This window comes from Nocardia sp. NPDC055321 (assembly GCF_053645575.1).
The window spans coordinates 215580-236684 of sequence record NZ_JBSHMS010000012.1; the positions used below are offsets into that span (position 1 = coordinate 215580).

Sequence of the window (21105 nt, forward strand, 5' to 3'; positions counted from 1 at the left end):
CACGGTGCCCCGCACGGGATTTCGTTAGCATGCGGCTATCGAATATCTCTGCAGGGAGGGATGTCTTGTCTCGAAATGACGCCGATTCGGCCGTGACCGATCGGCTGACCGACGGTGCGCCGTTGCATGTCGAGTTGACCGATGGGGATCGCCGGTTGATCGATGTTCTGGTCGCGCCCTCGCGCGCCTGGTTCAGTCCGCGGTTCTACGGGCTGGAGAACTTCCCGACCGAGGGCCCGGTGCTCCTGGTCGGCAATCACACCCTCGCGGGTGGCACCGACGCGCCGCTGCTGGCGCACGAGATTCTGGTGAAGCACAACCGGCTGGTGCGGGGCCTGGCCGAGAACGTGCTGATCGATGTGCCCGTGCTGCGCGACGCGCTGCACCACCTGGGGATCGTGCGGGGCAATCGGCACAACTGCACCGCGCTGCTGCGCGAGGGCGAGGCCGTGGCGGTCTTCCCCGGCGGCGGCCGCGAAGCCATGCGGGGCAAGGGCCAGAAGTACAAGCTGCTGTGGGAGGGCCGGACCGGCTTCGCGCAGATGGCCATCGAGACCGGCGCGCCCATCGTCCCGATCGCCATGATCGGCGGTGACGACATCTTCGACATCGTCTTCGACGGTGACGACGCGGTCATGCGCCCGGTGCGCGGCCTGGTGCGGGCGCTGGGGTTGCGCGGCAGTCTGACGCCGCCGCTGATCCGGGGCCTGGGCCCGACCATCATTCCCAAGCCGGAGCGTTTCTACTTCGCCCTGGGCACCCCGATCGACACCGCGCCCTGGCGCGATACCGCCGACGTCGCCGCCGCGGCCGCGGAACTGCAGGTGGTCGTGGCCAAGGCGGTGGAGGAGGAACTGGGGTTCCTGCTCGGCGAGCGGGATCGCGATCGCGGCCGCAGCCTGCTCGGGCGGACCCTGTCCGCCGTGGGTCTCTGAGACCCTAGGTTTACCCAGGTTCCCGCACTGTGGACTGCGGCTCTTCGGTTAGGAGTCGCAGTTCGAACCTCTTTCCGGAGACTCGAAGTTAACAGCCATTCCGTTTTCGAGTACCGTGGACCACATCGGCGATGGGCCGCTGTGGCACTCAGGAGGTTGGCGTGGAACGCACTATTTTCGAACCGGAGCACGAGCTGTTCCGGGAGTCGTTCCGAAAGTTTCTCGATCAGCATGTCGCGCCGAACCACGAGCAGTGGGAACACGACGGCGTCGTCGATCGGGCGGTCTGGCTGGAGGCGGGCAAGCAGGGCTTCCTCGGTATGGCGGTGCCGGAGGAGTTCGGCGGCGGCGGGGTGAAGGACTTCCGCTACAACGCGGTGGTCACCGAGGAGGCGACCTACGGTCAGTACTCCGGCCTGGGCTTCGGCCTGCACAACGACGTCATCGCGCCGTACCTGCTGGAACTGGCGAACGACGAGCAGAAGGCGCGCTGGCTGCCCGGCTTCTGCACCGGCGAGATCATCACCGCCATCGCCATGACCGAACCCGGCACCGGCTCGGACCTGCAGGGCATCAAGACCCGCGCGGTCAAGGACGGCGACGATTGGATCCTGAACGGGTCCAAGACCTTCATCACCAACGGCATCAACGCCGACATCGTGATCGTGGTCGCGCAGACCGATCCGGCCAAGGGCGCCATGGGCTTCTCGCTGCTGGTCGTCGAGCGCGGCATGCCCGGATTCGAGCGCGGCCGCAACCTCGACAAGATCGGCCTCAAGGCCCAGGACACCGCCGAGCTCTCCTTCCAGGACGTGCGGGTGCCCGGCAAGAACCTGCTCGGCACCGAGGGCCAGGGTTTCGTGCACCTCATGCAGAACCTGCCCCAGGAGCGCCTGTCCATCGCCGTGATGGCCGCCGCCGCCATGGAGGGTTCGCTGCAGGGCACCATCCAGTACGTCCGCGACCGCAAGGCGTTCGGCAAGCCGATCGGCGCACAGCAGAACACCCGTTTCGTGCTGGCCGAGCTGGCCACCAAGACGACCGCCGTCCGCGTCTTCGTCGACCGCTGCATCGAGCTCCTGAACGCCGGGAAGCTGACGGTCGAGGAAGCCGCCATGGCCAAGTACTGGAGCACCGAGGAACAGCTCGACCTGATCACGAAGTGCCTGCAGCTGCACGGCGGCTACGGCTACATGCGCGAGTACCCGATCGCCAAGGCCTACATGGACGCCCGCGTGCAGACGATCTACGGCGGCACCACCGAGATCATGAAGGAGATCATCGGCCGCGGTCTGAAACTGACCTGATCCCGGTCGATGTCGCGGGGCCGCGCGGGTGTTTCCCGCGCGGCCCCGCGTGGCGTCGACGGGGGGAGCGGCCGGGCGGGGAGGTGCGCCGGCGCAGGTCCGGGCCACTTCTCCCGGGCCGGAATCTCTACAGACCGAGTGGTCTCATTTAGGCGACAGTACTGAGCAGCTAACTGATAGCGAATTAGCATGGCGTGTGGGGTCGGGTCCTACCCGATGGAGACACGCAATGCGAACAACCCGAGAGATTCTCAGGAACGCACTGGCCGTCGGCATGGCTGCCGCCGGTTTCGGAGCCGCCATCGCGCTTGCCCCGGCGATCGCGCCCTCCGCGCACGCCGACGCCGACTACGGCGGCGGGTGCGTGCTCTACGACGGCGACCGCGCGGCGACCATCGATTCCTTGAGATTCAGATGCGGCCCGGGTCAGCTCGAGGCGCTGTACCGCGACGCACCGCAGGGCGCGGTGCCCATGGGCGTCAAGAACGGGTGGGTCGCCGAACCGGCCGACATGCAGGTGTGGTCGCCGGCGCTGTGGATCGGCAAGACCTTCTTCACCGGACCCGACGGCGGCTACCTGCTCAACCGCGTCACCGGCGCGGGTGTCGAGGTCTACCAGGCCGACGTGTACCGCGGCCCCTCGGTCGTGGACGGCGGGCCGACCTGGGTCCTGAACTATCGCCCCTCGCCCACCCCGCAGCTGTGGGACGAGATCCGCGAGGTCACCCCGGGCGTGTGGTTCGGCTACTCCTACTGGCGTGACGGCCGCGACGCACAGCTGTTGAGTTTCATCCTCACCTGACCCCCGCACCGGCTTGCGATCACCTCGCACGTAACTCTCGTGGCGGGGGAGCGTCCCTTGATAGACGTGGACTCCGTTGTCTACGAAAGGGATTCAATGATCACCCTGCTACGCGCCGCCGCCCGCGCGCGCGGCGAGCTCAGTCGATCGCGGGTGGGCGTGTGAGCGCGCCGCCGGATACCCAACCCACCCTGTGGGCGCCCACCGGCCGGACCGTCGGCGCCGTGTGCGCGGTGGGCATTCTCGTGGTCGGGCAGCTGTATGTCGTGCTGCCCGTGCTGAATCGGCTCGCCGAGGACTGGGAAACCTCCACATCCGCGGTGACCTGGACGACCACGGCCTTCGGATTGGCCTACGGCGCGGGCTTTCTGGTGACGGGGCCGCTCTCGGATCGCTTCGGCCGGCGGCCGGTCATCGTGGGCGGCCTGCTCGCCACGGTGGTCAGCTCGCTGATCGTCGCGCTCGCGCCGGGGCTCGGCCTCGGGCTGGCGGCCCGGGTGCTGCAGGGCCTGACCGCGTCGTTCTTCGCCCCGGCGGCCTTCGCGTATCTGTCCGAACGCATTGCCCCGGAACGCAGAATCTTCGCCCTGACCTGCCTGACCAGCTCCTTCCTCGCCGCCGGGGTGGTGGCGCAGGTGCTGGCGCAGCTGGTGGGCGCCGCCTGGGGCTGGCACGCGATCTTCGTCACCGGCGCGGTCGCGTTCGCGCTGTCGGCGGGGCTGCTGTGGTTCGTGCTGGGCGCGAATCCGGCGGCGGGAGAGCCCGCCGCCGTCGTTGCCGACACGCCGCGTACGGTTTTCGCGCCGTTCGGCGCGCTGCTGCGGCGGCCCCGGCTGGTGCTGCTGTACGTCAGTTGCCTGGCGGTGCTCGGCTCGTTCGTCGGCATCTACACCGGAATCCAGCTCTCACCGCCGGACGGCGTGGGCGCGAGCAACGGCGCGCTACTGGCGTTGCGCGCCAGTGCGATTCCCGCCATGATCGCGGTTCCGCTGCTGGCCACTCGCCTGGGTGTCATCGCGCCGGAGACCCGGGTGATCGGCGCGCTCGGCATCGCCGGGGTCGCGGCGGCGGTGACCGCGGTACCGCTCGGGGGCATCTGGGTCGCGGTGTGGCTGCTGGTGTTCGTCGGGGCCATCGCGGTCGCGGCGCCGGCCGCTGTGCAGGCAATCGCGGCGCAGGCGGGCGCGGGACGGGGCGCGGCCACCGCGCTCTACACCTTCGCGCTGTTCCTCGGCGCCTCCCTGGGGCCGCAGCTGGCGAATCTCGTTGCACACCGCGGGTATTCGTCGGTCGCGCTGGTGATCGCCTCCCTGTCGGTGGCGGGCGCGGCACTGGCCTACGCCTCGACCCGGGTCCCCGATGCCGTCCGGAATTGATTTCGACCAGCCTGGTTTGAATCATTGTTGGTAATACGCAGTGCCACATAAGTTTTCGAACACGGTCATGAGTTCCAGCGACAAGCCCCGGCTTGCTGGGCGGCAACCCTCCAGTGGCGGCGGGGTGCTCCGGGTGACGACCGGATGGCGGCGAACGCGTCGCCATAAGCGTCTTCGCTCTCGGAGGAAAACAATGTCTGTAGCCCAACTCTCTTCGGCGACTCCGGAATCCGCGACCCTGAACCTCCGCGAGGTGGTACTGGTGGCAGATCGATTCCGGGGTCTCGCGGAGGACGACCGGGCATTCACGGTCTCCGGTTTGGTGGCCGTGCTGCGGAGCGGGGGATTGCGGGAGGCGGCCGAGCCGCTCACCGTCCGGATCGGGCAGGGGATCACCCGGCACGACCTGGACTACATCGAGCACGTGGCGGCCATTCACGCGCCCGCCGGGCTCCGGGTGGTCGACACGGTCGCCGAACCGGCGCCGCGGCATCAGGTGCACAAGTACCAGAACTCGAATGTGTTGCTGGCCAACCTGGTTCAGGAATCGGCGACCGAGTTCAGCGCCGATCTGCGAATCCACGGTGACAACGAGCTGCTGCTGGATCATCAGACCGGCGAGCACGTGCAGGGGATCGTCATCGTGGAGGCGGTGCGCCAGCTGTTCCTCGGGGCGTTCGAGCTCGAGTACGGCCGGCGCTGGCCCGAGCAGCACTTCTACATCGTCTGGAACAGCATCGAACTGAACTTCACCGCGTTCCTGTTCCCGCTGCCCGGCACGCTGCACGCGGTGCTCACCCCGATCTCGATCGAGGATCCCGGCAAGCTGGAATTCTCGATCGAGGTGCAGGTGCGCCAGGCCGGGAACAACGTCGCCGACGCCCGGATCGGGTACGCGGCGCTGCCCAACGAGCGCATCACCCGCATCGAACGGCACAAGGCCGCCAAGGCCATCGCCGCGCATCTGAACGAGGTCGCGTGAGCGCCGTCGCGCCGGTGCGCACGGCGGCGTTCTTCGACGTCGATGAAACCCTCATCACCGTCAAGAGCATGTTCACCTTCCTGCGCTTCTGGCTCGCCGAGCACGGCGACGACGGGAGCCGCTACGCGCGCGTCTCCGGCGAGATCAAGGAGCGCGCGGCCGCGGGTGTGCCGCGCGAGGAGGTGAACCGGCACTACTACCGCGCCTATCGCGGGGTGCCGGGCGCGGAACTGGCCGAGGCCGGGCAGCGCTGGTTCGCCGAGTTCGAGGCCGGTGGCGCGGCGTACTACACCGACGCCGTGCGAGCTCTTACGACACATCGGGATTCGGGTGCGGTCACGGTGCTGCTGTCCGGATCGTTCGCGGCGGCCATCGCCCCGGTCGCCGCGGCGCTGGGTGCGGACCGGCTCATCGCGACCACCCCGGTGGTCGACGATCACGGGCTGCTGACCGGCGAGGTCCTGCGGCCGATGATCGGTGCGGCCAAGGCGGACGCGGTCTCGGAGTTCCTGCGCGAGCACGGAATCGAGTTCGAAAACACCTTCGGGTACGGCGATCACGCCAGTGATCTGCCGTTCCTGTCGGCCGTGGCGCACCCCGGCTTCCGCGGGGCGGATCCGGTCCTGCTGGAGCGGGCCGGGACGCACGGCTGGATTCATCTGAGTGATCGGGTCAGCGCGACGGTCGGTGCGCCCGGCCGCCTGCTGTCCGAGCGGGAAGCGGAATCGGTATGGTGAACAAGATCTACGAGCTGACCCCCACCACCCAGGGTCCGCTGTATCCGCCGAGCGAAGTGCTGGACGCCGCAGGCGATTTCATCGTCGTCGGCTTCCTCAACGACTCGGGGCCAGATGGTTCGGTGACCAGGCGGTGGGGGCGGGCGATCGTGGCCGCCGACACCCCGGTGCCCGAGTTCGGCGCGGCCGCGCCGTACACGATCGTGCGCGAGCTGGACGCGGAACTGTCCCGCGAGGACGCGGCGAGCGTGCTCTACACGCTGCCGCTTCCGTTGCCCGCCAACAACTATCCGATCGTGTTCGCGCCGGATCAGCGACCGGACGCCGAATCGGTCCGGCGCCCGAGCTACGCGTTCCACGAGACGCCGATCCCGGACCTGCGACCGGAGGACGGGCGCAAGCTCACCACCCCGATCACCCTCGAGCAGTGGCTGCGCGCTCGCGGGACCGTCGAGGTGAGTGTGCGCGAGGACGGCCACCACGGTGACTTCCGCTTCGAGTTCACCGACCTGATCCCCGACTCGCTCTACACCGTGATGTCCCTGCGGGCACGGGATCTGGACCCGGACGCACCCACCAGGCCGGGTCCGCTGGGCGTGCCGAACGTCTTCGTCACCGATGCCGCCGGCTCCGGTTCGTACAGCGCGACACTGCCGAATCCCTTCCCGGATCCGGAGGCGCCGGGCGCGAACCGCGTCATCAGCGTCGTGGTGCTCTGGCAGAGCTACCAGCAGAACTACGGCGGGGCCATCGGGCACTTCGGCCTGGGCGGGGACATCCACGCGCAGTTGAAGCTGCCCACGCCCACCTTCGAGGAGTTCCGTACCGCCTGACAGCCTGTCGCGATGGCAACGGCCGCGTGGTCCTGGACCGCGCGGCCGTTGCCGTTGCGGCGCAGGGTTTCCGGCTGTGGTGTGGGAGCCGGACAGCGCATCTCCCGCCGCGCTGATCCTCAGCGTTCGGCCGGGCTCCCCGCGAGCAGGCGATGCGCCTCGAGCGCGAGGTGGATCTCGGTCGCGGCGTGCGGTGCGGTCAGGCGGCGGCCGGTGAGTTCGGCGACGCGATTGAGCCGGAAGCGCACGGTGTTGCGGTGGCAGAACAGCGCGGCGGCGATGGCCGAGACCTCGCCGTCGTGGGTGAACCAGGCGCGGACGGTGTCCAGCAGGATGTCCCGGTCGTGGTCGGGCAGTGCCAGCAGCGGGCCGAGCACCGCGTCGGCGAGGGTCATGGCGGTCTCGGGGGAGCCCACCAGGAGTACCGGGATGAGGGCGTCGCTGTAGCGAACCACTTCGCGCGAGCCGGGTTCCGTTGCGGCGCAGGCGAGTTCGGCCTGGCGCAATCCGGTCGCGGCGTCGGCGAGCCCGCCGAACGGGGAACCGATCCCGACCCGGCCCACCGCGCGCTCGGTGAGCATGGTCTGCAGCCGGGCCTGGGTGAATCGCGCTGTGAGAGTGACGATTCCGATGTGATGATCGGTGCGCAGCCGCCAGGCCGAGGCCACCCCGAGCATGGACAGCGCCTTGTCGATGCCGGGCAGTGCCTCCTCGGCGGAGTTGCCGGTTCCGGCCATGACCACCACGAACTCGCCCTGCACCGGGAGCCCCAGGGTGCGGGCGCACTCCCACAGGCGCGGCCCCTCGGCCTGACCGCCGAGCACCGCGTCCAGCGCGGCGTCCTGGGCGCGCGCGTCCCGGCGTAGCTGTTCGGTCACCGTCTCCTGATATCCGGCGGTGAGCGCCTGGGAGTAGTCGTCGACGAGCTTCCAGATATCGGTGGCCCGGATGAGCAGTTCCCGATTGGATTCGGGGTCGGCCCCGGCCATGGTCACCAGTTCATCCCAGATCACACCCGATCCGATGCGGAAGGCGCGCAGAATCGCGGGCAGCGGCACCCCGCTCTCGGCGCGGCGCTGACCGGTGCCGTGCGGTGCGGCGGTGTCGGGTCCGGTGTGGTTTCCCGCGAGATAGCCGAAGACCGCCTGCAGGTTCTCCCGGGTGGTGCGGCGCAGCTCGTCGGGCGAGACCTCCGCGGTCGGTCCGTAGACCGGGACGGTGCGTTCGATCTCCGTGGCCACCCGGTCCACGAAGGCGTCGAGGCGCTCCAGCAGCGCGACGCTGGCCCGGGCGAGAAAGCCGCCGGGCGGGGTGGGCGGGGTGTTCATGGACGATGATCGTACCGCCCGTCATCCCGTGCTCGCGCACCGTGACCTGCGCCGACCCGTCGCACCCCGGGTGCGCGCCCGGCGCTCGCGCGGTCGCGCCACGCCGAGGTCCACAACGGCCCGGCCACACCGGTTTCCGCCGGGCCCCGCGCGAAACACCCTCGTGGACGAGGGCTTCCGGCCTACCATCTGTGCCATGTCAGCCCCGCGAACCGGTTCGACAATGATCGAGGGGCGGGTCGCGCGCACCTCCCGGAGTCTGGAGATCACCTTCCACAGCGGCCCCGGCGACCCGCTCGCCGTCGCGGTCCGCGGCGACAGCGGCCGTACCGCGCGCATGGCGGCGTGGCTGGGCTTCCACACCGCGGGCACCGGCACCCACCGCATCACCTACTCCAACGGGACGACCCTGCTGGTTCGCTCCCGCACCAGCGCCCCGACGTTGCTCACCCGCAGCGACGGCACGGCGATCGCGACCATCTCGCGGGCGAGCACCTCCACGGCCGTGGCGGGCACCGCCGGCACCCTGTTCCACTTCGTCCCCGCGCCGAAGGACGCGGAGACCCCGGCCCTGTTCCGCCTGCACGTCCTGGATCGGATGGGCGAGAAGTTCGCCCGCCTCAACATCGTCCGCGCCGGCGAGGGCCCCACCCCGTTCCTGGGCACCCGGCTGCTGCTGTGCACCCCGCCCGACGCCACCGAACGCGACATCCTGGTGGCGGTGTGCGTGGACATCGCCCTGGGCCTGCGCCCCTACATCACCGCGATGAAGTAGCCGGATCTAGTCGGCGACCCGGATGACCGACTTCCCGAGGTTCTGCCCGACGAGCAGGCCCTGGAAGGCCGGGACCGCGTTCTCCAGCCCGTCGACGACATCCTCGAGGTAGGTGAGGCTGCCGTCGGCGAGCCACCGGGTCGCGTCGGGGTAGAAGTCGGAGAACTGGTGCAGGAACTCGGTCTGGATGAATCCGCGCAGCGTCAGGCTCTTGCGCAGGATCAGCGACATGAGCTGCCCGAGGCGATCGGGTCCCGGCGGCAGCTCGGTGTCGTTGTAGGAGGAGACGAGCCCGCACACCGGGATGCGCGCGAACGAATTGAGGCGGGGCAGCACCGCGTCCAGGACCGCACCGCCGACGTTCTCGAAGTAGACGTCGATGCCGTCCGGCGTGGCGGCGGCCAACTGCTCGGCGAAGTCGGGCGCGCGGTGGTCCAGCGCCGCGTCGAACCCGAACTTCTCGCGCAGCAGCGCCACCTTGCGCGGCCCGCCCGCGATGCCGACCGCGCGAGCGCCCTTGATCCGCGCGATCTGCCCCACGGTCGCGCCGACCGGACCCGTGGCGGCGGCGACCACCACGGTCTCGCCCGGCTGCGGCTGCCCGATCGTGAGCAGCCCGGAGTACGCGGTGAACCCCGGCATGCCGAGCACCCCGAGCGCGGTGCTCAGCGGCGCGTCCGCTGGATCGAGGGTGCGCAGGTACCGCACGTACTCGACCGAATGCGTCTGCCAGCCGCCGTACCCCAGCACGAAGTTCCCGGGCCGCAGCGCGGGATCGGCGGATTCGATCACCCGCGACACCGTCGCCCCGCACATGACGTCACCGACCGCGACAGGTTCGGCGTACGAGGGCGCGTCGCTCATCCGTCCGCGCATGTAGGGATCCAGCGACAGGTACAGCGTCTGCAGCAGCGCCTGCCCGGGCCGCGGCGGCTCGAGTTCGACGGTCTCGGTGCGGAAGTTCTCGGCGGCGGGCATGCCGGTGGGGCGGGAGGCCAGGACGATGCGGGTGCTCTTCATCGGCGGCGCGACCTTTCGATGGGCGAGAGCCCCAGTGTGGAACACCGGGGCCCGCGGCCGACCGCTATTCGGGACGCGTGTCCCGCTCAGTGGACCCGATCGGGGCTACCGCAGCGCGCTGCCCGCCACCCACTGCTCCCACGGCACGCCCCAGTCGCCGCCCTGCCAGATGTCCAGCGGGTCGCCGCCGGTGTTGCGCACCTCGAGTACGTCGCCGGGCAGCGCGAATTCGTAGAACCAGCGCGCGTTCTCGGTGCTGAGGTTCAAACAGCCGTGTGAGACATCGGTATTGCCCTGCGCCCAGATGGTGGAGTCGAGCGCGTGCACGTAGATCCCGTCGGTGCTGACCCGGGTGGCCCAGCCGATCGTCTCCTTGTAGCCCAGTCGCGAATTGACCGGCAGCCCATAGGAAGAGGAGTCCATGATGATCGGATTGGCCTGATCCATCACGGTGTAGATGCCCGGCTGGGTCCAGAACGAGATCGTCCTGCCGCCGACGGTGGTGGAGCCGCCCATCCCCATCGAGGTCGGCATGCTGCGGATCAGATTGCCGTTCTCGAAGACGTCGATCATGTGCGTGTTGTCGTCGGCGATGGACACGTGCGCGGGGCCGATGGTGAACCCGACGCGCGAGTTCTCCTGACCGAAGAGTCCCGGCGCGAGTTCGACCCCGTACAGATCGGCCGACACGCCGACCTTGGTCCCCGGGGCGTAGTAGTCGCGCGGCCGCCAGTGCGCGAGCCGGTTGTCGAGCCAGTGCCACGCGCCCTCGACCTTGGGCTCGGTCGTCACGACCAGGTGCTTCTCGGCCGCGGCCCGATCCAGCACGTCCTCGTCGAAGTGCGCGCGGATGATCGTCCCGACGCCGTAGACCCCGCCCTCGGCCAGCAGCACCCCGCCCGAGGTCTTGAGCTGGGCCCTGGTCTGGTTGGCCGGGATGAGCGTGGTGAACGTGGAGGTGACCGGCCCGGTCGGCCCGGTGACGCTGATCCCGGTGGCCGAGATCGTGTAGCTGCGCCCGTATCCCGGGGCCTCGAACGGCGTCCAGGCGGTCTTGTCCGGGGTGAGCGCGCCGTCGTGAACCCGGCCGGTGTCGTCGGTCATGGTGACCGTGCCGAGGATGCCGTTGGTGGTGCCGACCCGGACCGGCAGCGCCGGATTCACGAACTCCGCGCCGGTCGCGGGCGCGATCGTGATGACCTGCGGGGGCGGCGCGGCGGTCGGCGGTATCTCGCTCGAGGTGGCCGAGGAACACGCGGAGAACAGCAGTACCAGCGCCGCGAATGACCCGATGGCGGCGGAGGGCCGAAAACGCCGGGGTTGCATAGGCTCTCCCATCCTGCACCTTGTTACTGGGCAGCCTAGTAGATGACCCATGGATTTCCGGGCTTGTGCCGACGTGGAGTTTTATCTACTGTCTACGGACGTAGATAGTAGATAAGGACTTGCGCCGGTCGACCACCCCGGCGCGGGCATCACCGCTCGGTGATGAGCTCGGAAGAAGCCGGGGCGTGCCACCCCCTCATCGGCATGCCCCGGCTTTTCTCCTCGCGCGCTACTGCGCGGGCGCCGGTAGTTCGCCCCGCACCAGCCCGCGCACGGTGCGGGTGGCCACGACCGCCCAGGCCGCGACGAGCAGCGCGTACAGCGCCACCGCGACCACGGCGAACAGGTCGGCCCCGGTGTGCTGGAAGAGCACGCTGCTGCCGGTGACGCAGGTGCCCAGGGGGAAGGTGAAGCCCCACCAGGTCAGGTTGAAGGGCATCGACTTGCGGGCGTGTGCGGTGACCGCGACCGCGAGCGCCAGCCACAGCATCGCGAATCCCCAAGTGGGAACGCCGAATACGAGCGAGAACACGTCCATGCCCGCCGAATCGCGATCGGGCAGCGCGGTGGGCGCGGCCGCGGCGAGCATGCCCGCGGCGGTGACCGACTGTCCCAGCGGGCCCAGCACCAGCCAGACGGTGGCGACCATGCCGGCGGCGGGCAGCCCGTGGTGCAGCAGCCGCGACCAGATCAGGGTGATCATGACGACGGCGGCGATCAGGCTCAGCCCGAACATCGCAAGGCAGGCGAAGAACATCGTGAGCCGGGCCTGGCCCGCGGGCAGGTGGGGGATCAGCAGCGCGCCGGTGGCGGCCGAGACCATGGGCGGCACCACGGGCATGAGCCAGCCGCCGAACGCCGAATCGGCGTCGAAGTGGTGCCGGGTGATCATGCGGTAGGGAATGGCGGCGGCGGTGAGCAGGCCGATGACGGTGCCGGCCGACCACAGGATCCAGTCCAGGGTCAGTGCGGCGCCGAGCCCGATCACGTCCGTGCCGAGCATGAGCGCGCCCGCGCCCACGGTGAGCAGCGCCATCGGCAGTGCGCCGTAGAACTGCATCATCACCGGATTCGCGCCGTGCCGGCGGGCGCTGTCGGGGTAGCGGATCCAGTGCAGCGCCCACGCGCCGACGAGGGTCAGCAGCAGCAGCGCGGCCAGCGCCCACACCAGGGTGGCCGCGGCGCGCAGGCCCGGGAACTGCAGCGGGAGGGTCGCCGCGGCATTCCCGATGATGCCGGTGCCCATGACCACGGCGAACCAGTTGGGGGCCAGGTGCCGCAGCGGCTGGGAGGGCGCCTGCGACCGGGTTCGCCCCGCGTGCAGCGTCGACATTCCGGCCCGAGTGCGCGCGGTCGGCTCGTGTTCGGTGCGGCGGAAGGTCACTGTGGTCATGTATCGAGCATCGGCCCGGACGAGATCGCCCGGTAGCCGCCGCGATCCGATGGGTACATAGAACGGTTCTATGCCCTTCGGGCCGGTCGATGACGGCGGCCGGTCAACTGACGACCGAGAACCGCCTGCCCGGCGTCGCGGCCCGCAGGTGCCGGGCCAGACCCAGATCCGTCGGCTGATCCCGGCGGCTGTCGAAACGCTCGAACACCGCCGCCATCTCCGGTGACCAGCGCGCGAACTCACCGCGCACCGGACCGGTGGTCCCGAGCTGGCACAGCACGCCGAGCGCGGTGAGCAGGGCGCGCGCGAACGGCGTGACGTAGGCCGGAATGGTCATCTGCCGGTGCGCGTTGGTCAGCCGCGGATCCAGGACGTAGCGCACCCGGTCGCGCATCCACGCGGTGCTGAACCGGAACTCGCTGTGCGCCAGCGGTTCCGTGACCATGGCCACGCCCTCGGCGATGGCCCGCACGTCGTAGTCGCGCTGCGGTTCGACGAAGCCGTGCCGGCGCAGCGCGGCGTCCAGGTCGCCGAGATCGCCGTTGAACACCGCGTCCATGACCTCGCTGACCAGATCCTCGAATCCGGCGTGCGGCCAGGACACGCAGGCCCCGAAATCGACGACGCCGAGCCGCCCGTCCGGCAGCACCCGGAAATTGCCCGGATGCGGATCGCAGTAGAGCAGCCCGGTGCGCACCCACGACGAGAGCAGGAAGCGCAGGATCAGCATGCCGACCCGATCGCGCTCCTCGGGCGCGCCGGATTCGATCACGCGGGTCACCGGGGTGCCGTGCAGCCATTCGCTGACGATGACGTCCCCGCGCTGGGTGACGACCCGGGGCACCACGAAATCCGGGTCGTCCGCGTAGGTTTCGGCGAAGATCCGCTGGTGCTCGGCTTCGGCCGCGTAGTCGAGTTCCTCGACCACGCTGGTGCAGATCGCCTCGGTCACCGCGGGCACGTCGGCGCCCGGCACGAACACCGTGGCCAGCACCGACAGTCGCCGCAGCTGTTCCAGGTCCCCGCGGACCGAGCGGTGCGCGCCGGGATACATGACCTTCACCGCGACCGGGCGGCCGTCGCGCCACACCGCGCGATGCACCTGGCCGATGGAGGCCCCGGCCGCGCGCCGGTCGTCGAATTCGCGGAAGTTCCAGCGCCAGCCCTGGCCGAGTTCCGAGGCCAGTACCCCGTGCACCGCGGCGGGCATCATCGCTGGCGCGGAATCCTGCAGCTGGGACAGTGCCGTGCCGTAGGGTTCGGCGAGTTCGGGCGGCAGCGCCAATTCGTAGAGCGCCAGCAGTTGCCCGAGCTTGGCGGCGCAGCCCTTCAATTCGCCGAGGACCTCGAAAATGTGCTGTGCGGTGCGCATCTGGATGTCGAGATTGATATCGGCGGTCGAACGGCCGCGGGCGCGCTGGGCGACCCCGGCGGCCTGTCTGCCCGCGAAAGCGATGGGCAGCGTGGCGATTTTGGCGTTGCGTACCGCCTTGCGAACCGGTGGTGTCCCGCCGGTGCCCCCTGCACGATTGCCGATTCGACGCTTCGCCATTGTTCACCTCATTGTGTGCACGGCCTGCCGCACCGCGCACGTGCAGTTTGGCATATGGAAGCATAAACTGTCTGGGACGTATCCGATAGGTTGTCGAAAGGTGACGGGATGGGTGCCCGAACGGTCGTCGCCGATGTCGCCGACATCCTCGCGCGTCGTGTCGCGACCGGCGAGTACGCGCCCGGCGACCTGCTGCCCTCGGTCCGCCAGGTCGCCGACGAATTCGGAATGAACAGGGCCACGGCGCAATTGGTGCTCGGGCGACTCGAGTCCTACGGTTTCGTCGTCGCGCATCGCGGGCGCGGGTTCATCGTGCGCGACGTGCGCCGCGCCGGCGGGCTCGACGTGTTCCGCCGCCTGTTCCCGCTGTCCATGCACGCTCCCGAGCTGGCGGCGGAGATGTTCGCCGACATCGTGGCCGCCGAGCGGGTGATCGTGCTGGAGGCGCTGCTGGACTACACCGATGCGGGCGGCGGCGTCGATCCGGTCGAATTGCACGCCGCCGTGGACGAACTCGAAGCGCTGGCGCGCGCGGACGAGCCCGATCACGCGGCCATGCTGGGTATCGAGATCGATATCGTGCGCGCGCTGCTCACCTGTCTCGGCCACGGCGTGCGGCGTTCGGTGCTGAACTCGGTGGGGGAGACGCTGTTCGAGGTGCCCGAGGCGGTACGGGCGTACTTCGCGGCCTCGCCCGATCTGCACGTGCTGGTGTGGCGGGCGCTACTGGCGGTGTGGGAGTCGGACTCCGGGCCGACCGAGGCGCAGCTGGCGCTGTTCGAGGATTTGTTCGGCCTGTACCACGAGAACGTGGTGGCCCGTTTCGGCGAACTGGCCGGGGTGCGCGCGGACGCGGTGGCCGCGCGCGGGGAGACCGCCTGAGCGCCGCCCCGCCGGGATGCGGGAAGCGCAGTGCCGCAGCCCGTTTGACCTACTGTCTGAGACAATCTAGATTCGGTTTGTGTGCCCCGCGCGCACCCGCCTCGCGGTAGTGCTCGAGGCGGCCTTCGCGATATCGAATCGAGGCACCCGATGGCGGGCAAGAGAAGAACCGGCCTGGCGCGTTCGGCGAAAATCGCCGCGCTGCCGGTGGGCATCATGGCCCGGCGCCTGACCGCGACGAGCAAGGCCATCATGACCGGGGCCGATCGCGCCACGATCGACGAGGCGCTCGTCGACAAGGCGGCGGACGAGGTGTTCCGGGTGCTCGGCGAGCTCAAGGGCGGCGCGATGAAGCTCGGGCAGGCGCTCAGCGTCGCCGAGGCCGCGGTGCCCCCGCGCTTCGCCGATCGCTACCGGGATGCGCTGGCGCGCCTGCAGAATCAGGCCCCGCCCATGCCGCTGGCACAGGCGCATCGGATGCTGGACGAGCAACTGGGTACGCGCTGGCGCGAGCGATTCGCCGGCTTCGAGGACGTGCCGGTGGCCGCGGCCAGCATCGGCCAGGTGCATCGCGCGGTGTGGAAGGACGGCCGCGCAGTCGCGGTCAAGATCCAGTACCCGGGAGCCGATGTCGCGCTCATGTCGGATCTCAAACTGCTGCGCATGCTGTCGGGCACGTTCGGGGTGTTCGTGCCCGGCGTGGACGTGAAATCTCTCATCGAGGAGTTCGTCGAGCGCACCGCCGACGAACTCGACTATCGCATCGAAGCCGATCATCAGCGCCGGTTCGCGATCGCCTACGCCGACGATCCCGACTTCTTCGTGCCCAAGGTGGTCGCCAGCGCGCCCAAGGTCATGGTGACCGAATGGATGGACGCCGTCCCGCTGGGCCGCGTCATCGCCGAAGGCACCGCGGCCCAGCGGGATCGGGCCGGGGAGCTGCTGGCCGCGTTCGGCCTGAGCTCACCCGTGCGGGTCGGTTACCTGCACTGCGATCCGCATCCGGGCAACTACCAGCTGCTCCCCGACGGCCGCCTGGGGATCCTCGATTTCGGAGCCGTCATCGCGCTGCCGGACGGGCTGCCGCCGGTGGTCGGCGCACTGGCGCAGCTCGCGCTCGACCGGGACTATGACGCCCTGGTGCGTACGTTGCGCGACAACGGCTTCGTGCGCCCGGGCCATCACCTGGACATGGAGCCGGTGCTGCGCGTGGTCGAGCCCATCGTCGCCGAGTTCCACGGCGATCGGCTGCGGATCAGTCGCGAGCTGGTGCAGGGGCACATGGAGCGCGCCACGGATGTGCGAAACCTGTCCGTGCAGAACACCTTCGCGGTCCGCACGCCGCCGGAGCTGCCGGATCTGGTCATGCTGGGCCGGGTGCTCGGCGGCATCGTCGGGGTGTGTGCGCAGCTCGACGCCGAGGCGCCGTACCTGGCGCTCGTGCGGCGCTGGCTCCCGGGCATGCGGCCGCCGGGGGCGGCGGCCGGGCACGAGCCGCGGACCGCGGGTGAGGGGCAGGAGCCGGTCCCGGCGCTGTGACGCGCCGGGCCGCTGCCCGCCGGTGAGTGTGGCTGCCCGGTCGGCAGCGGAGCTCAGCCGACCATCATTCCGGCGGCGACGAGCGCGGCGATCACGGTCAGCGCCATCGCCGCCAGGATGACCAGATTGCGGCGCAGCGGGGGCTCGGCGGGGGCGGGCTCTCGTTGTGTGCCAGACGGTTTGCCCGCGGATGTGGTGGACGCACCTGTGCCGGAGACGGTTTCGGCGCCCGGCTCGGGCGCCGCGTCGCCGGAACTGGTCGCGGTGGGCCGGGCAGCCTCGGAATCGGCCGGGATCGGCTCGGATTCGGCGGGGGTGGGCGGAACGGCAGTCACGGTGGTTCATCTCCTCATCGGTGTCGGTGGCGACGGTGGATCATCGTATTCCGGTGGTTCCCAATAGGTTTGCAGGCCCGGTCGCTGCGGCATGAGTTCGGCCGCCTCGCGCGCGATGCCCAGGACCGCGGGATGGTCGATGGCGAAGCGCACCGCGCGCTCCACCTCGGGCCCGCTGATGGTTCGCATGAGCGCTCGGGTGAGTCCGGGAAAGACACGGGTGAGCCGGTATGCCAGCTGGGATTCCGCGCGCAGGGGCAGGATGTCGCGGTTCGCCGCGGCGGCTTCGACGATCTTGCGCCCGGCTCGGTCCGGATGCATGCCGAGCAGGGTCATGCCCTTGACGACCATTTGCCGGGTGATCGCGACCTGTTCCCTGCCGAGGGTGGCCAGGGTGGCGGTGGCGGCGAGATTGGTCGCGACCAGACCGGGGCAGGCGACCGTCACACCGATTCCGTGCGTGGCCATTTCGGCGCGCAGGCTCAGGCTGAAATGCTGCACGGCGGCCGCGGTGAAGCAGTACGGGGTGCCGAGCCGCAGGGCCGCGAAAGCGGCGATCGAGGAGATGTTCACCAGCTGACCGCCGGCTCCGCGCTCGGCCATCTGCGCGCCGAACAGCTTGCAGCCGTGGACGATCGCGGTGAGGTTCACATCGACGATGCGCCGCAGATCGGCGGGCCGGATGTCGAAGAACGGCCCGCCGACCACGATTCCGGCGTTGTTGACCACCACGTCGGGTACCCCGTGCGCGGTGCGTACGTACTCGGCGAACGCCTCCAGCGAGAGCGGGTCTCCCACGTCCAGGGCGTACGACGCCGCGCGCCCGCCGTTCGCGCGAATCAGCGCCACGGTGTCCTGCGCTGTAGCGAAATTGATGTCGGCGACGATGACCTCGGCACCACGCGCGGCCAGCGCCTTGGCCGTGCCGCGTCCGATGCCGCTGCCCGCTCCGGTGACCACCGCGAGTTCCGGGTGGAAGGGTGTCATAGCTCGTCTCTCCTCCGGCCGGAGAGGCAGAGTGTACACTGTCTGGGACAGATGATTCCAGTCGAAATGCGCAGCGCCGCAACCGCGGACACAGGGGGCAACTCATGCCAGGCTTCGACGATGAGGTTGTCGTGGTCACCGGCGCGGGCGGCGGAACGGGCCGCGCGGTAGCCCTCCGCTTCGCGCGCGAGAGAGCGATGGTCGTCGTCGCCGATAGCGACAAGGCCCGCGCGGTGCGCACGGTGGAGGAGATCGAAGCCCACGGTGGCACGGCCGCGCCGTTCGCGGTGGACGTGGCCGACGCGGCGGCGATGGCGAGCTTCGCGGACGACGTGCACGCCGACTTCGGGCCGCCGAAGGTGCTGGTGAACGCCGCCGGATTCGCCACGACCGGCCCGTTTCTCGAACACACCCTCGAGGACTGGGAGCGATTGCTGGGCGTGAACGTCTGGGGACTGGTGCACGGCTGCACCTATTTCGGACGGCAGATGATCGCCTCGCGGCGAGGCGGGCGAATCATCAATGTCACGTCGGTGGCCGCCTTTGCTCCGAGTCCGTCCAGCGCCCCCTACTGCGCGACGAGGGCGGCCGCCCGGATGCTCACCGAAGGGCTGCGGCTGGAATTCGCCGGAACCGGCGTCGGCGTTACCGCTGTCTGTCCCGCGCCGGCGCCGACCGGGATCTACGCCGCCGACGGTCCGGACGGCATCGCCCGCATGATCGTTCGCATCGCGGCGCGAAATCCGGCGGTGGTGCCCACACCGATCGAAGCCGGGGCGCTGTACCTGGCGAACCGGGTGTCCCCGCGCGTCGCGCGGCGAGTGGCTCGGGTGCTCGAGCCCGAACGGCTGGCTCGCCTGCGGGGCCGGAGGCTCCGCGCTCAATAGCGCCCGAACAGCACCGCGGCATTGTGTCCGCCGAAACCGAACGAATTGTTGAGCGCGAAGTCCACGGTGGTCCGGCGCGGCGCGGTGTGCACGACGTCGAGATCGATCTCCGGATCGAGATTGTCGAGATTGAGCGTCGGCGGTATCACCTGATCGCGCAGGGTGAGCACCGACAGGATCGCCTCCAGCGCGCCGACCGCGCCGACCGAATGTCCCAGCGCCGATTTGGGCGCGTACACCGCCGGATGCGTGCCGACCGCGGCCGCTATGCCCTTGGCCTCGGCCAGATCCCCGATCGTGGTGCCGGTGGCGTGCGCGTTGACGTGATCGACCTCGCGGGGGCCCACCCCGGCGGTCTCGAGCGCGCGGCGCATGGCTCGCGCGCATCCGACCCCATCGGGATCGGGGGCGACCAGGTGGTAGCTGTCGGCGGTGAGCCCGGCGCCGAGCAGCCGGGCGAGTGGTTTGGCGCCGCGCGCCAGTGCGTGCTCCTCGGCCTCGATCACGAGCAGTGCCGCGGCCTCGCCGAACACGAACCCGTCCCGATCCCGGTCGAAGGGCCGGGACGCGCGCTCGGGCTGCTCGGCCCGGGTGCTGACCGCCCGGGCCATCGAGAATCCGGCGATGGCAACGGGATTGATGTACCCCTCGACCCCGCCGGCCACGATCATGTCGGCCTCACCCAGCACGATCGACCGCCACGCGTGCACCAGCGCCTCGCACCCCGAGGCACAGGCCGACACCGGTGTCACGAGGCCGGCTCGCGCGCCGATCTCGAGCCCCACCACACCGGAGACGCCGTTGGGCATCGACATCGGCACCGCGAAGGGAGACACCTTGCGATACCCGTGATCGCGCATGGCGTCATTGGCTTCGACGATGGAATCCGCGCCGCCGAGCCCGGTACCGATGCACACGCCGAGCCGTTCGGGATCCACCTCGGGTCGTCCGATGCTGTCCCACAGTCGTTTTCCCATGGCGTAGGACATCTGCTGCACGTAGCACATCCGCCGTTTGCGGACCCGATCCAGTTCATCGGTGGGATCGTCGACGAGTTTGCCGCCGATCGTCACCGGCAGTTCGAGCCGGGCCAGCTCCGGATCGGTGAGCTTGCCGATTCCGCTGGCTCCGGTGAGCAGGCCCTGCCAGGTGCCCTCGGTATCGGCGGCGATGGAGGTGGTCATCTCTACGGCGGTGACGACGACATCGCGGAACCCGCCGCCGCGGGTGGAGAAGGTCTCGAGTGTATTCACTGTGGAACCCCTTAGCGACCAATCAGCAAGCACGGCAGTGTTATTGCGGTCTCGACGAGGGTAGCCGCCACCGTCCGCGCGGGTGAGGTGAAGCTCAGATCCGCGTGCGGAGCCCGCCGAGCGCCCAGGCCGCGAAGGGACGCACGAACGGAGCTCCCCAGCGCAGTGGCAGAAAGCGGCCGAAGCGCGGGCGCACGGCGATGGTCCAGGCCACCGTAGTGCGGCCGTTCAGCTCGGTGAATCGGTAGTCCTGGGCGAAACCGGTGACCAGTAGGGGAATCGAGAGTGCGGTGCCTGTCACGGTGAGGCGAGTGTGCGGGGCCTGGATGATCACGCGTTCCCGCGCCGCGAACAGTGGTGCGTCGATCACGCGAGCCGCGCCCTCGTGGCGGCGGTCATCGGCGTAGCGAATGCCGTTGACCAGCGGCAGCCAGGAGAAGGCGCCGTCTAGTTGCAGCGCGTCCCAGACCCGCGCGGCGGGCGCTGCGAACTCGCGGATCGCGGTGACGGCGAAAGTGCCACGGTCGGCGAGGAATTCGTCGACGTGCTCGGCGGACACGGGACGCACCTCGAAGCCGCCGCCGGACAGCACCGCGCGTCGCCAGCGATGCAGGACGGCGGCGCTGATCGCGGCCACGATAGCGCCTGCCACCAGGAGAACGATCGCCGCGATGAGAAGGGTTTCGATCATGGCTCGGCTGCTTTCGGGAGAACTGCGGGGCAGCTGCTCCGAGACTGTCGACCGCCGTGCACCCAGATTGTCTCAGACACGATATCGGCTTACGTGGAATCGTGCCGACCATTGCCGTGCGATCGAGTGGCCCCTCTCGCTGACGGTGGCGCTCGCCGTCGGTGC

General features: G+C 69.8%; 20 protein-coding genes and 1 riboswitch. Of the genes, 11 read left to right on the forward strand and 9 right to left on the reverse strand.

Annotated features, from left to right (window positions below; genetic code table 11):
* The first annotated feature begins 65 nt into the window (after positions 1 to 65).
* The 7 genes from ACWIGI_RS21075 (at position 66) to ACWIGI_RS21105 (ending at position 6972) form a co-directional block, all read left to right on the forward strand.
* The gene (locus ACWIGI_RS21075; RefSeq protein WP_454204106.1) at positions 66 to 935 is read left to right on the forward strand and encodes a lysophospholipid acyltransferase family protein; all 870 of its coding nucleotides are present in this window, start codon (positions 66 to 68) and stop codon (positions 933 to 935) included.
* Between the two features lie 161 nt (positions 936 to 1096).
* Positions 1097 to 2242, forward strand: coding sequence for an acyl-CoA dehydrogenase family protein (locus ACWIGI_RS21080; RefSeq protein WP_454204107.1), 1146 nt, complete (start codon positions 1097 to 1099; stop codon positions 2240 to 2242).
* Positions 2243 to 2471: 229 nt separating this feature from the next.
* Positions 2472 to 3044, forward strand: a complete 573-nt coding sequence (locus tag ACWIGI_RS21085) for a hypothetical protein (RefSeq protein ID WP_454204108.1) — start codon at positions 2472 to 2474, stop codon at positions 3042 to 3044.
* A 161-nt stretch (positions 3045 to 3205) separates the two neighbouring features.
* Positions 3206 to 4420: an MFS transporter gene (locus ACWIGI_RS21090; protein ID WP_454204109.1), complete on the forward strand. Its 1215-nt coding sequence runs from the start codon at positions 3206 to 3208 to the stop codon at positions 4418 to 4420.
* Positions 4421 to 4483: 63 nt separating this feature from the next.
* Positions 4484 to 4597: riboswitch (SAM riboswitch) on the forward strand.
* A gap of 85 nt (positions 4598 to 4682) precedes the next feature.
* Positions 4683 to 5402: an AfsA-related hotdog domain-containing protein gene (locus ACWIGI_RS21095; RefSeq protein ID WP_454204110.1), complete on the forward strand. Its 720-nt coding sequence runs from the start codon at positions 4683 to 4685 to the stop codon at positions 5400 to 5402.
* The gene (locus tag ACWIGI_RS21100; RefSeq protein ID WP_454204111.1) at positions 5399 to 6139 is read left to right on the forward strand and encodes an HAD family hydrolase; all 741 of its coding nucleotides are present in this window, start codon (positions 5399 to 5401) and stop codon (positions 6137 to 6139) included. Before ACWIGI_RS21095 ends, ACWIGI_RS21100 begins: the two co-directional genes overlap by 4 nt.
* A complete protein-coding gene (locus tag ACWIGI_RS21105) occupies positions 6133 to 6972 on the forward strand; it encodes a hypothetical protein (protein ID WP_454204112.1) in 840 nt (279 codons plus the stop codon). The genes ACWIGI_RS21100 and ACWIGI_RS21105 overlap by 7 nt, the downstream gene beginning before the upstream one ends.
* Positions 6973 to 7091: 119 nt before the next feature.
* Here ACWIGI_RS21105 and ACWIGI_RS21110 read toward each other — a convergent pair whose 3' ends face one another.
* Positions 7092 to 8300, reverse strand: a complete 1209-nt coding sequence (locus ACWIGI_RS21110; protein WP_454204114.1) for a PucR family transcriptional regulator — start codon at positions 8298 to 8300, stop codon at positions 7092 to 7094.
* A gap of 196 nt (positions 8301 to 8496) precedes the next feature.
* On the opposite strand from ACWIGI_RS21110, the gene ACWIGI_RS21115 reads away from it, so the two are divergent.
* Positions 8497 to 9075, forward strand: coding sequence for a hypothetical protein (locus ACWIGI_RS21115; RefSeq protein WP_454204115.1), 579 nt, complete (start codon positions 8497 to 8499; stop codon positions 9073 to 9075).
* A 6-nt stretch (positions 9076 to 9081) separates the two neighbouring features.
* Here ACWIGI_RS21115 and ACWIGI_RS21120 read toward each other — a convergent pair whose 3' ends face one another.
* The 4 genes from ACWIGI_RS21120 to ACWIGI_RS21135 all read right to left on the reverse strand — a co-directional run bounded on the left by ACWIGI_RS21120 (position 9082) and on the right by ACWIGI_RS21135 (position 14366).
* Positions 9082 to 10095: an NADP-dependent oxidoreductase gene (locus tag ACWIGI_RS21120; RefSeq protein ID WP_454204116.1), complete on the reverse strand. Its 1014-nt coding sequence runs from the start codon at positions 10093 to 10095 to the stop codon at positions 9082 to 9084.
* 105 nt (positions 10096 to 10200) lie between these two features.
* Complete coding sequence (locus ACWIGI_RS21125) at positions 10201 to 11433, reverse strand: L,D-transpeptidase (protein WP_454204117.1); 1233 nt, start codon at positions 11431 to 11433, stop codon at positions 10201 to 10203.
* Between the two features lie 217 nt (positions 11434 to 11650).
* Positions 11651 to 12754, reverse strand: coding sequence for a TDT family transporter (locus ACWIGI_RS21130; RefSeq protein WP_454204167.1), 1104 nt, complete (start codon positions 12752 to 12754; stop codon positions 11651 to 11653).
* Between the two features lie 163 nt (positions 12755 to 12917).
* Positions 12918 to 14366 (reverse strand): ABC1 kinase family protein, encoded by a 1449-nt coding sequence (locus ACWIGI_RS21135; protein ID WP_454204118.1) that lies wholly within the window; start codon positions 14364 to 14366, stop codon positions 12918 to 12920.
* A 108-nt stretch (positions 14367 to 14474) separates the two neighbouring features.
* Here ACWIGI_RS21135 and ACWIGI_RS21140 point away from each other — a divergent pair, with 108 nt between their 5' ends.
* Both ACWIGI_RS21140 and ACWIGI_RS21145 read left to right on the forward strand, forming a co-directional pair.
* A complete protein-coding gene (locus tag ACWIGI_RS21140) occupies positions 14475 to 15248 on the forward strand; it encodes a GntR family transcriptional regulator (RefSeq protein ID WP_454204119.1) in 774 nt (257 codons plus the stop codon).
* Between the two features lie 150 nt (positions 15249 to 15398).
* Positions 15399 to 16787 (forward strand): ABC1 kinase family protein, encoded by a 1389-nt coding sequence (locus ACWIGI_RS21145; RefSeq protein WP_454204120.1) that lies wholly within the window; start codon positions 15399 to 15401, stop codon positions 16785 to 16787.
* Positions 16788 to 16840: 53 nt separating this feature from the next.
* Here ACWIGI_RS21145 and ACWIGI_RS21150 read toward each other — a convergent pair whose 3' ends face one another.
* Complete coding sequence (locus tag ACWIGI_RS21150; RefSeq protein ID WP_454204121.1) at positions 16841 to 17122, reverse strand: hypothetical protein; 282 nt, start codon at positions 17120 to 17122, stop codon at positions 16841 to 16843.
* Positions 17123 to 17128: 6 nt separating this feature from the next.
* Positions 17129 to 18109, reverse strand: a complete 981-nt coding sequence (locus ACWIGI_RS21155) for an SDR family NAD(P)-dependent oxidoreductase (protein ID WP_454204122.1) — start codon at positions 18107 to 18109, stop codon at positions 17129 to 17131.
* 104 nt (positions 18110 to 18213) lie between these two features.
* Between ACWIGI_RS21155 and ACWIGI_RS21160 the strand changes: the two genes are divergently transcribed.
* Positions 18214 to 18996, forward strand: coding sequence for an SDR family NAD(P)-dependent oxidoreductase (locus tag ACWIGI_RS21160; RefSeq protein ID WP_454204123.1), 783 nt, complete (start codon positions 18214 to 18216; stop codon positions 18994 to 18996).
* Here ACWIGI_RS21160 and ACWIGI_RS21165 read toward each other — a convergent pair.
* Complete coding sequence (locus ACWIGI_RS21165) at positions 18990 to 20249, reverse strand: KasA/KasB family beta-ketoacyl-ACP synthase (protein ID WP_454204124.1); 1260 nt, start codon at positions 20247 to 20249, stop codon at positions 18990 to 18992. The genes ACWIGI_RS21160 and ACWIGI_RS21165 overlap by 7 nt on opposite strands.
* Positions 20250 to 20343: 94 nt before the next feature.
* Positions 20344 to 20940: an SRPBCC family protein gene (locus ACWIGI_RS21170; RefSeq protein ID WP_454204125.1), complete on the reverse strand. Its 597-nt coding sequence runs from the start codon at positions 20938 to 20940 to the stop codon at positions 20344 to 20346.
* Positions 20941 to 21105 lie beyond the last annotated feature (165 nt).

Coding starts and splice junctions, on each gene's coding strand:
- ACWIGI_RS21085 (WP_454204108.1), top strand. CDS start 2,472: ATGCGAACAACCCGAGAGATTCTCAGGAACGCACTGGCCGTCGGCATG.
- ACWIGI_RS21105 (WP_454204112.1), top strand. CDS start 6,133: ATGGTGAACAAGATCTACGAGCTGACCCCCACCACCCAGGGTCCGCTG.
- ACWIGI_RS21110 (WP_454204114.1), bottom strand. CDS start 8,300: ATGAACACCCCGCCCACCCCGCCCGGCGGCTTTCTCGCCCGGGCCAGC.
- ACWIGI_RS21115 (WP_454204115.1), top strand. CDS start 8,497: ATGTCAGCCCCGCGAACCGGTTCGACAATGATCGAGGGGCGGGTCGCG.
- ACWIGI_RS21120 (WP_454204116.1), bottom strand. CDS start 10,095: ATGAAGAGCACCCGCATCGTCCTGGCCTCCCGCCCCACCGGCATGCCC.
- ACWIGI_RS21125 (WP_454204117.1), bottom strand. CDS start 11,433: ATGGGAGAGCCTATGCAACCCCGGCGTTTTCGGCCCTCCGCCGCCATC.
- ACWIGI_RS21130 (WP_454204167.1), bottom strand. CDS start 12,754: ATGTCGACGCTGCACGCGGGGCGAACCCGGTCGCAGGCGCCCTCCCAG.
- ACWIGI_RS21135 (WP_454204118.1), bottom strand. CDS start 14,366: ATGGCGAAGCGTCGAATCGGCAATCGTGCAGGGGGCACCGGCGGGACA.
- ACWIGI_RS21140 (WP_454204119.1), top strand. CDS start 14,475: ATGGGTGCCCGAACGGTCGTCGCCGATGTCGCCGACATCCTCGCGCGT.
- ACWIGI_RS21145 (WP_454204120.1), top strand. CDS start 15,399: ATGGCGGGCAAGAGAAGAACCGGCCTGGCGCGTTCGGCGAAAATCGCC.
- ACWIGI_RS21155 (WP_454204122.1), bottom strand. CDS start 18,109: ATGACACCCTTCCACCCGGAACTCGCGGTGGTCACCGGAGCGGGCAGC.
- ACWIGI_RS21160 (WP_454204123.1), top strand. CDS start 18,214: ATGCCAGGCTTCGACGATGAGGTTGTCGTGGTCACCGGCGCGGGCGGC.
- ACWIGI_RS21170 (WP_454204125.1), bottom strand. CDS start 20,940: ATGATCGAAACCCTTCTCATCGCGGCGATCGTTCTCCTGGTGGCAGGC.